Genomic DNA, 9,116 nt, shown 5'->3' with positions numbered 1-9,116 from the left:
CTCGGGCACCGGGTCGACGCCGGGGTCGGCCCCCGCGCCGGCGACCGCCGGGTCCACCGCACCCGGCGCCGCACCGCCCGCGCCGTTCGCCCGCGGCGCCCCGGCCCCCGTCCCCGTCCCTGACGCCGAACGCAGCACCCCGAGCATCTCCCGCAGCTCGGTGAGCGCCTGCCGCCCCATGTCCCCCAGCAGCTCCGCGCTCGCCGACGCCTTGGCCGGATCCTTCAGCGCCACCGCCTTCAACGCGGCCGCGTGCACGACCATCAGGCTCACCCGGTGCGCGACCACGTCGTGCATCTCCCGGGCGATCCGGGCCCGCTCGGCCGCACGGGCCCGCTCGGCCCGCTCCAGTGCCTTCTCCGCCAGCAGTTCCAACTCGCGCTCCAGGCCGTCGGCCCGATCCCGTAGGCTCTCCACCAGCCGGCGCCGGGCCCGTACGTACAGCCCGAACAGCACCGGCGGCGCGGTGAGGCCGAAGGAGACCAGGATCGAGACGGCCAGCACCAGCGGCAGCCCCAGCCGGCTGCTGGAGTGCCGCACGCTGGACTCGATGCTCACGAAGGCGACGAGCATGGTGCCCAGGCCGCTCATCCCGGCGAACAGCGCCGTCAGCCGACGCGGTACCTCGGACGCGGCCAGGGTGTAGAAGCCCACCACCGACAAGATCAGGCCGGTCTGCGCGGGGGTGACCGCGATCGCGACCAGCACCACCGCGATCGGCCAACGCCTGCGCAGCACCAGCATCGCGCCCACCAGCAGCCCGACCAACGCGCCCAGCCCGCTGACGATGCCGATCTTCGCCGCGAAAGTGGCGCCCTCGAAGGACGCCTCCAGCGCCGATGCCGCCGCCAGCGACACGTCCAGCGCGACACTTCGCCGCCTCGTCCACCACCACAGGCCGGACCAGGACCACGCCTGTGCCGCGTCGGCCTCCTCGTCCGGTACGCGCGCCCCCGTCGTACTCATGACGTCCAGCGTATGCGGTACGCGGAGCACGGGAGCGGCCCATCCCGGTGTCCGCCTGCTGGGCCGGGCGTCTCGCCGCGCGAGCCGCGACCTATCCTGGACCGGTCGGACAGCGCGGTCCGCGAGTCCCCGTACCCGAGTTCGTACCCACTCGTCTCCCAAGCCGTCGCCCATCCCACTGCACAAGGAGCCGCACCTGTGAGCAGCGCCGACACCCCACCGGACAGCAGCACCGCCCTGCGAGCCGACATCCGACGCCTGGGCGAACTGCTGGGCGGCACCCTCGTCCGGCAGGAGGGCCAGGAACTCCTCGACCTGGTCGAGAAGGTACGCGCACTGACCCGCAGCGACGGCGAGACCGCCGCCGACCTGCTGGGCGAGACCGACCTGGAGACCGCGGCGAAGCTGGTCCGCGCCTTCTCCACCTACTTCCACCTGGCCAACGTCACCGAGCAGGTGCACCGCGGCCGCGACCTGCGGGCCCGCCGGGCCACCGAGGGCAGCCTGCTCGCCCAGACCGCCGATCTGCTCAAGGACGGCGACCCCGCGCACGTGCGCGAGAGCGTGCAGAACCTCAATGTGCGGCCGGTCTTCACCGCGCACCCCACCGAGGCCGCCCGCCGCTCGGTGCTGAACAAGCTGCGCCGGATCGCCGAGTTGCTGGACGAGACCCCGCTCTCCACCGGCGACCGGCGGCGCGCGGACCTGCGGCTGGCCGAGAACATCGACCTGCTGTGGCAGACCGACGAGCTGCGGGTGGTCCGCCCCGAGCCGGCCGACGAGGCCCGCAACGCGATCTACTACCTGGACGAGCTGCACGCCGGCGCGGTCGGCGACGTCCTGGAGGACCTGGCCGCGGAGCTGGAGCGGGTCGGGGTGCCGCTGCCGCCGCAGACCCGCCCGCTGACCTTCGGCACCTGGATCGGCGGCGACCGCGACGGCAACCCGAACGTCACGCCCGAGGTGACCTGGGACGTGCTGATCCTCCAGCACGAACACGGCATCACCGACGCCCTGGAGCTGGTCGACTTCCTGCGCGGCGCGCTGTCCAACTCCATCCGCAACTCCGGCGCGAGCCAGGAGCTGCTGGACTCCCTGTCCAACGACCTGGTGGCGCTGCCGGAGATCAGCCCCCGCTACAAGCGGCTGAACGCCGAGGAGCCCTACCGGCTGAAGGCCACCTGCGTCCGGCAGAAGCTCGTCAACACCCGTGAACGCCTGGCCGGCGGCACTTTGCACGTCCCCGGCCGGGACTACCTGGGCAGCACCGAGCTGCTGACCGACCTGCAGCTGATCCAGGACTCGCTGCGCGCCCACCGCGGCGGTCTGATCGCCGACGGCCGCACCGACCGTACGATCCGCACGCTCGCCGCGTTCGGCCTGCAACTGGCCACCATGGACGTGCGCGAGCACGCCGAGGCGCACCACCACGCGCTCGGCCAGCTCTTCGACCGGCTCGGCGAGGAGTCCTGGCGGTACGCCGACATGCCGCGCGACTACCGCCGCAAGCTGCTCGCGAAGGAGCTGCGCTCGCGCCGCCCGCTGGCCCCGAGCCCGGCCCCGCTGGACGCGGCGGGTGCGAAGACCCTCGGCGTCTTCCACACCATCCGCGAGGCGTTCGAGCGGTTCGGCCCGGAGGTCGTGGAGTCGTACATCATCTCCATGTGCCTCGGCTCCGACGACGTGTTCGCCGCCGCGGTGCTGGCCCGCGAGGCCGGGCTGATCGACCTGCACGCCGGGGTCGCGAAGATCGGCATCGTGCCGCTGCTGGAGACCACCGACGAGCTGAAGATCGCCGACAAGCTGCTCGACGAGATGCTCTCCGACCCCTCCTACCGGCGGCTGGTGTCGCTGCGCGGCGACGTGCAGGAGGTCATGCTCGGCTACTCCGACTCCTCGAAGTTCGGCGGCATCACCACCTCGCAGTGGGAGATCCACCGCGCGCAGCGCCGGCTGCGCGACGTCGCGCACCGGCACGGGGTGCGGCTGCGGCTCTTCCACGGCCGCGGCGGCACCGTCGGCCGCGGCGGCGGCCCCTCGCACACCGCGATCCTCGCGCAGCCGTGGGGCACCTTGGAGGGCGAGATCAAGGTGACCGAGCAGGGCGAGGTGATCTCGGACAAGTACCTGATCCCCTCGCTGGCCCGGGAGAACCTCGAACTGACGGTCGCGGCCACCCTCCAGGCGTCCGCGCTGCACACCGCGCCGCGGCAGTCCGACGAGGCGCTGGCGCGCTGGGACTCGGCGATGGACATCATCTCCGAGGCCGCGCACTGCGCCTACCGCGAGCTGGTCGAGGACCCGGACCTGCCGCCGTACTTCTTCGCCTCCACCCCGGTCGACCAGCTCGGCGAGCTGCACCTGGGCTCGCGCCCGTCCCGCCGGCCGGACTCCGGCGCGGGCCTGGACGGCCTGCGGGCCATCCCGTGGGTCTTCGGCTGGACCCAGTCCCGGCAGATCGTGCCCGGCTGGTACGGCGTCGGCTCCGGCCTGAAGGCGGCGCGCGAGGCGGGCCTCGACTCGGTCATCGAAGAGGCGCACGGCCAGTGGCACTTCTTCCGCAACTTCCTGTCCAACGTCGAGATGACGCTGGCCAAGACGGACCTGCGGATCGCCCGCCACTACGTCGACACCCTCGTGCCCGACGAGCTGAAGCACGTCTTCGCCACGATCCAGGCGGAGCACGAGCTGACCGTGCGCGAGGTGCTGCGGATCACCGGCGAGTCCGAACTGCTCGCCGCCAGCCCGGTGCTGGCGCAGACCTTCCACATCCGCGACCAGTACCTCGACCCGATCTCCTACCTCCAGGTGACCCTGCTCGCCCGGCAACGCGAGGCGGCCGCCCGCGGTGAGGACCCGGACCCGCTGCTGGCCCGCGCCCTGCTGCTGACGGTCAACGGCGTGGCCGCGGGTCTGCGCAACACCGGCTGACGGCCGCATACGTGCTTCCCCGCGCCGCCACCGACGGGGCGCGGGGAAGCGCGTGGGGGCCGCGCGGAAATCGCTCGGGAATCGCACGGGAAATCGAGCGGGCGGTTCCGCTCCAGGTCCGCCACCAGCGGCGGCGCCCTGCCCACCGGCGGCGTACGTCGGTAAAATCCCGGCCGAGAACTTCGCCCAAGAAGGCTCCATTACCCGGCCGAGCCCCTACTCTTTTTCCACGACGCTGGTGGGGGCCGGCGTTCATCAGGGGGCGAGACGCACGAGGTCCGGCGCCTGGGCAAGGACGGCGGTCCCTGCCCGGATGCCGGGCTCCAAGCGAGGCGGACGCCCCGTCGCCACTGGGGGAGTGCCGTGAATCGGGAGTGGTGTCCGTGGGTCGCATCCGGGTCCTCGTCGTCGACGACCATCGCATCTTCGCCGAGTCGCTCGCGGCCGCACTAGCGGCCGAGCCCGACGTCGACGTGTCCGCCGCCGGCAGCGGCGCCGCCGCACAGCGCTGCCTGGACCGCGCGGCCGCGGACGGGCGCCGCTACGACGTCCTGCTGGTCGACGCCGACCTCGGCGTCGGGCCGCGCCGGCCGGTGACGCTCGCGGCGGTGCCGCCGGCCGCGCTGCCGCATCCGCGCCCGCTGGAGCCACGCGACCCGGTGCTCGACGGTCTCGCGCTGGTGGAGCGGATCAGGGCCGCCTACCCGAGCACCCGGACCGTGGTGCTCGCCGAGCGGGACGACCCGGTGCGCGCCGCGCGGGCGTTGCAGGCCGGCGCGTCCGGCTGGGTCGCGAAGGACTGCTCGCTGTCACGGCTGCTCGCAGTGGTCCGCGGCGTGCTGCGCGACGAGACGCACCTGCCGCCGGCGCTGCTGACCGGGGTGCTGCGGGAGCTGACCGCGGCGCGCCGGCACCGTACCGAGAGCGAGCAGCTGGTGGAGTCGCTGACGCCGCGCGAGCAGGAGGTGCTGCGCTGCATGGTGGCGGGGCTGGGCCGCAAGGCGGTGGCGGAGCGGCTGTTCCTGTCCCCGCACACCGTCCGCACCCATATGCAGAACGTGCTGGGCAAGCTCGGGGTGCACTCCACGCTCGCGGCGGTCGCGCTGGCCCGGCGGGCCGGGGTGGGCCCGGTGGAACTGCTGCCGTCAGCCGGGGACGTTGTCGAACGGCGCGGTTAGCTGCCGTAGCAGCCCGGCCAGTTCGGTGCGCTGCCGGTCGGTCAGCTCGCCCAGGATGGACCGCTCCTGGGCGAGCAGCCCGGCCAGTGACTGGTCGGCGCGGTCCTGGCCCTGCGGAGTGAGCCGGACCAGCACCCCGCGCCGGTCGCTGGGGTCGGGCTGCCGCTCCACCAGCCGCTTCTTGGCGAGCCGGTCGATCCGGTTGGTCATGGTCCCGGAGGTGACGAGAGTCTGGGTGAGGAGTTGGCCGGGTGAGAGCTGATACGGCTCGCCGGCCCGGCGCAGCGCGGTCAGCACGTCGAACTCCCACGGCTCCAGGCCGTGCTCGGCGAAGGCGATCCGCCGGGCCCGGTCCAGGTGCCGGGCGAGCCTGCTGACCCGGCTGAGCACCTCAAGCGGCTCCACGTCGAGGTCGGGGCGCTCTCGGCGCCATGCAGCGACCAGCCGGTCGACCTCGTCCTCCATGCGATCAGTGTAGTAGGTCTGTCGACATGAAGTCTCTTGACATCAAGATATCCCTGGGAGCAGGCTGAAAGCAGAGGGTAGAACTTCGCCCTCCGTTTTCGCCGACTCCGTAGCACCCAGGGAGTACGAACGATGCCAGCAGCGCCGACGTGGGACCCGCACCAGTATCTCCGGCACGCCACCCATCGCACCCGCCCCTTCCTCGACCTCCTCACCCGGATCACCGAACTGCCCGGCGGCGACTCGCCCCGGATCGCCGACATCGGCTGCGGCCCGGGCAACGTCACGGCGCTGCTCGCCGACCGCTGGCCCGGCGCACACGTCACCGGCTACGACAGCTCGGCCGACATGCTCGGCGCAGCGCGCGAGCACGCCGGGCCCACCTCCGGCGGCGGCGAACTGGACTTCCAGCGGGCCGACGCGGCGGTGTGGACCCCCGACGAGCCCTTCGACCTGATCGTGTCCAACGCCGCACTCCAATGGGTGCCCGGGCACGCCGACCGCTTCCCGGCCTGGCTCGAACACATCACCCCCGGCGGTGTGCTCGCCTTCCAGGTGCCCGGCAACTTCACCGCGCCCAGCCACGCCCTGCTCGCCGAGCTGTGCGACACCCCGCGCTGGCGCGACCGCCTGGAGGGCCACGGCCGCCGCTACGTGCACATCCTCTCCCCCGCCGCCTACCTGGAGCGCCTGACGGAGCTGGGCTGCACCGGCGTCGACGTCTGGGAGTCCACCTACGTCCAGCTGCTGCAGGGCGAGGACCCGGTGCTGGACTGGACGAAGGGCACCGCGCTGCGCCCGGTGCTCACCGCGCTGGAGGGCGACCCGGTGGCCACCCGGGAGTTCGTCGGGCAGTACCGCGACCTGCTCCGCAAGGCGTACCCGGCCGGGCCGCACGGCACGGTCTTCCCGTTCCGCCGGATATTCGCGATCGCCCGCACCGCGGCCGCGCCGGCGGGTGGTGCGCGATGATCACCGGCCTCGACCACGTCCAGCTCGCCGCGCCGCCCGGCAGCGAGCCCGAACTGCGCGCGTTCTACACCGGCGTCCTCGGCATGGCCGAGCTGACCAAGCCGCCGGTGCTCGCCGGCCGCGGCGGCTGCTGGTTCTCGGCCGGCACCGCGGTGCTGCACTTGGGCATCCAAGAAGAGTTCCGGCCGGCCCGCAAGGCCCACCCGGGCATCCGCGTCAACGACATCCACGGCTTCGCGAAGGGACTCCAGGCCAAGGGTGCGAAGGTCGTATGGGACTACGACCTGCCCGGCCACCTGCGCTTCCACTCCGAGGACCCGGTCGGCAACCGGCTGGAGTTCCTGGAGCCGACCACCATCTGACCCGGCCGTATGCCCATCGTCCGATCCGGTCGCACGATCCGGTCATACGACCACCGCCGGACCGAACCGTACGATCGCCGCTTCCTACGGCCACCGTTCCCACGACAGCCACTTCCTACGACCATCGCTCCTACGACCATCAGCCCGGCTCGCCGCACATCGGCGGGCCGGGCTCACAACGTCAGGAACGCACCGCCCAGCACCGCCCCGCCCGCCACCGCCAGACTCCACGCGGTGCGCGGCAGCCGCAGCCCCAGCGCGACCACGACCGCCGCCAGCAGCAGCGCCCCGCCCAGGGGCACGAACCCGAAGAGCAGCCCGCCCATGCCGTCGCGCACACCGGTGTCCGTACCGGGCTTGAGCACCACTCCCACCGAGTCCCCGACGTGGTGGCGCACCGGGAGGTCGACGGTGACCTTCGCACGGGGCCGCGCGTCGCCGTGCGGCTTGAACGGCCCGGTGCAGTCCGTGTCGCCGCAGGCCACCAGCCGTACGGTGCCGTGGTCGTGGCCCTTGCCGAGCACCACGTACTGCGCGTTGCGCCACGAACCCCATGCGCCGGACACCAGGATCAGCGCCGCCACCGCGCCCACACCCACCACGCGGACGAACTGCACCAGCCCGCCCGCCTGCGCGGCGCCGCGATCACCGCTCCCAGTTGCCATGCGGGCGATCTTTGGCCATCGCATGCCACCGGGTCAACCTGCCGACCCCGCGCGGCAGTCGCAGCCACGCCGGTCAGCCGTTGTAGCTGCTCTGCGCCCGCTCCAGCCCCTCGGTGACCAGCGCCTCGACGGCGTCGGCGGCCCGGTCCACGAACCACTCCAGTTCCTTGCGCTCGGCCGAGGAGAAGTCCTTCAGTACGAACGCCGCCACGTCCATCCGCCCGGGCGGCCGGCCGATCCCGGCCCGCACCCGCAGGTAGTCGGCGCCGAGCGACTTCGTGATGGACTTCAGCCCGTTGTGGCCGTTGTCGCCGCCGCCGAGCTTGAGCCGCAGGGTGGGGAAGTCTATGTCCAACTCGTCGTGGACCGCGATGATCCGGTCGGTCGGCACCTTGTAGAACTCCTTCAGCGCGGTGACCGGCCCGCCGGACAGGTTCATGTACGACATCGGCTTGGCCAGCACCACCCGCGCGCTCGCCGGACCGGGCGGGCCGATCCGGCCCTCGACCACCTGTGCCTGCGCCTTGTGGGCCCGTTTGAACTTCCCGCTCATCCGCTCGGCGAGCAGGTCGGCCACCATGAAGCCGATGTTGTGCCGGTTGCCGGCGTACTCCGGCCCCGGGTTGCCCAGGCCCACCACCATCCAGGGCCCTGTGCTGTCACTCATCCACGTCTCCGATAGCAGTCGCCGTGCACCGTAGAACCGTAAGGGGCGCGCATCCTGGCCGGCGGTCCTTACACGCGCCGCCGCACCGCGCAAACGACCGCCGCCGCACCCCGGGGGTACGACGGCGGCCGGCGCGTTCTGGTTCAGCTCGCGTCTGCGGCGCCCGCGACAGGCGCCTCGGCGGCGCCCTCACCCTCGCCCTCGCCGGTCCCCTCGGCCTCGGCCTGCGCGGAGACGACCTGGATCACCACGGCGTCCTCCTCGGTGACCAGCGTGGTGCCCTTCGGCAGCTCGACGTCCTTCGCCAGGATGGACGCGCCCGCCTCCAGACCCTCGACGGAGACCGTGAACGCCTCGGGGATGTGCGTCGCCTCGGCCTCGACCGACAGCGTGTTGAGCACGTGCTCCAGCAGGTTGCCGCCCGGGGCCAGCTCACCCTCGGCGGAGACCGGGACCTCGACGGTGACCTTCTCGCCGCGCTTCACGGACAGCAGGTCGATGTGCTCGATGAAGCCCTTCAGCGGGTCGCGCTGCACCGCCTTGGGGATGACCAGCTCGGACGCGCCGTCGATGTCCAGCGAGATCAGCACGTTCGGGGTGCGCAGCGCGAGCAGCAGCTCGTGGCCGGGGACCGTGACGTGCCGCGGGTCGGCACCGTGGCCGTACACGACCGCGGGGACCAGGCTGGCGCGGCGCACCCGGCGGGCGGCGCCCTTGCCGAACTCGGTGCGTACCTGGGCGGGGATCTTCACTTCAGCCATGGGAATCGGCTCCTCGTAATGGTGGGCAGTACAGTCGCCCGGCCGCGACGGGCCGATCCTTCACGAGGAGCGCGTCGATAACGGAGGTGCTGCGGACGTACGTCCGGGCCCTTCCCTCGCCGAGCAACCTCGACAGCGTAACCGTGGGA

Annotated in this window: 9 protein-coding genes; 4 read left to right on the top strand and 5 right to left on the bottom strand. The window is 72.6% G+C overall.

The window, feature by feature from the left end:
- On the bottom strand, positions 1-966 hold a 966-nt coding region (locus AC13HU_RS23885; RefSeq protein WP_483043992.1), incomplete at its 3' end, for a histidine kinase dimerization/phosphoacceptor domain-containing protein.
- Positions 967-1,164: 198 nt separating this feature from the next.
- Here AC13HU_RS23885 and ppc point away from each other — a divergent pair.
- Positions 1,165-3,897 carry a phosphoenolpyruvate carboxylase gene (gene ppc / locus AC13HU_RS23880; protein ID WP_483043991.1) on the top strand — a complete coding sequence of 911 codons (2,733 nt, stop codon included), beginning with the start codon at positions 1,165-1,167 and terminating at the stop codon, positions 3,895-3,897.
- A 383-nt stretch (positions 3,898-4,280) separates the two neighbouring features.
- Positions 4,281-5,075: a LuxR C-terminal-related transcriptional regulator gene (locus tag AC13HU_RS23875; RefSeq protein ID WP_483043990.1), complete on the top strand. Its 795-nt coding sequence runs from the start codon at positions 4,281-4,283 to the stop codon at positions 5,073-5,075.
- Here AC13HU_RS23875 and AC13HU_RS23870 read toward each other — a convergent pair.
- Positions 5,043-5,540 (bottom strand): MarR family winged helix-turn-helix transcriptional regulator, encoded by a 498-nt coding sequence (locus AC13HU_RS23870; protein WP_483043989.1) that lies wholly within the window; start codon positions 5,538-5,540, stop codon positions 5,043-5,045. The genes AC13HU_RS23875 and AC13HU_RS23870 overlap by 33 nt on opposite strands.
- Before the next feature lie 132 nt (positions 5,541-5,672).
- Here AC13HU_RS23870 and AC13HU_RS23865 point away from each other — a divergent pair, with 132 nt between their 5' ends.
- On the top strand, positions 5,673-6,512 hold the full coding sequence (locus AC13HU_RS23865; RefSeq protein ID WP_483043988.1) for a trans-aconitate 2-methyltransferase: 840 nt from the start codon (positions 5,673-5,675) through the stop codon (positions 6,510-6,512).
- A complete protein-coding gene (locus AC13HU_RS23860) occupies positions 6,509-6,874 on the top strand; it encodes a VOC family protein (protein ID WP_483043987.1) in 366 nt (121 codons plus the stop codon). Before AC13HU_RS23865 ends, AC13HU_RS23860 begins: the two co-directional genes overlap by 4 nt.
- A 173-nt stretch (positions 6,875-7,047) precedes the next feature.
- Here the strand turns inward: AC13HU_RS23860 and AC13HU_RS23855 are convergent, their stop codons facing one another.
- The 3 genes from AC13HU_RS23855 to AC13HU_RS23845 form a co-directional block, all read right to left on the bottom strand.
- Complete coding sequence (locus AC13HU_RS23855) at positions 7,048-7,539, bottom strand: hypothetical protein (RefSeq protein WP_483043986.1); 492 nt, start codon at positions 7,537-7,539, stop codon at positions 7,048-7,050.
- A 73-nt stretch (positions 7,540-7,612) separates the two neighbouring features.
- Positions 7,613-8,206 (bottom strand): aminoacyl-tRNA hydrolase, encoded by a 594-nt coding sequence (gene pth / locus AC13HU_RS23850; RefSeq protein WP_483043985.1) that lies wholly within the window; start codon positions 8,204-8,206, stop codon positions 7,613-7,615.
- 143 nt (positions 8,207-8,349) lie between these two features.
- Positions 8,350-8,967: a 50S ribosomal protein L25/general stress protein Ctc gene (locus AC13HU_RS23845; RefSeq protein ID WP_483043984.1), complete on the bottom strand. Its 618-nt coding sequence runs from the start codon at positions 8,965-8,967 to the stop codon at positions 8,350-8,352.
- Between the last annotated feature and the right edge of the window lie 149 nt (positions 8,968-9,116).

The organism is Streptomyces sp. NH27 (assembly GCF_056859195.1).
The sequence above is the reverse complement of the archived record's forward strand: the minus strand, read 5'-3'. Positions and strand labels throughout refer to the sequence as shown.

What these genes read in the sequence shown, in the direction of transcription:
- AC13HU_RS23870 (WP_483043989.1), bottom strand. Translation starts at nt 5,540, where the DNA reads ATGGAGGACGAGGTCGACCGGCTGGTCGCTGCATGGCGCCGAGAGCGC.
- AC13HU_RS23865 (WP_483043988.1), top strand. Translation starts at nt 5,673, where the DNA reads ATGCCAGCAGCGCCGACGTGGGACCCGCACCAGTATCTCCGGCACGCC.
- AC13HU_RS23860 (WP_483043987.1), top strand. Translation starts at nt 6,509, where the DNA reads ATGATCACCGGCCTCGACCACGTCCAGCTCGCCGCGCCGCCCGGCAGC.
- AC13HU_RS23855 (WP_483043986.1), bottom strand. Translation starts at nt 7,539, where the DNA reads ATGGCAACTGGGAGCGGTGATCGCGGCGCCGCGCAGGCGGGCGGGCTG.
- pth (WP_483043985.1), bottom strand. Translation starts at nt 8,206, where the DNA reads ATGAGTGACAGCACAGGGCCCTGGATGGTGGTGGGCCTGGGCAACCCG.
- AC13HU_RS23845 (WP_483043984.1), bottom strand. Translation starts at nt 8,967, where the DNA reads ATGGCTGAAGTGAAGATCCCCGCCCAGGTACGCACCGAGTTCGGCAAG.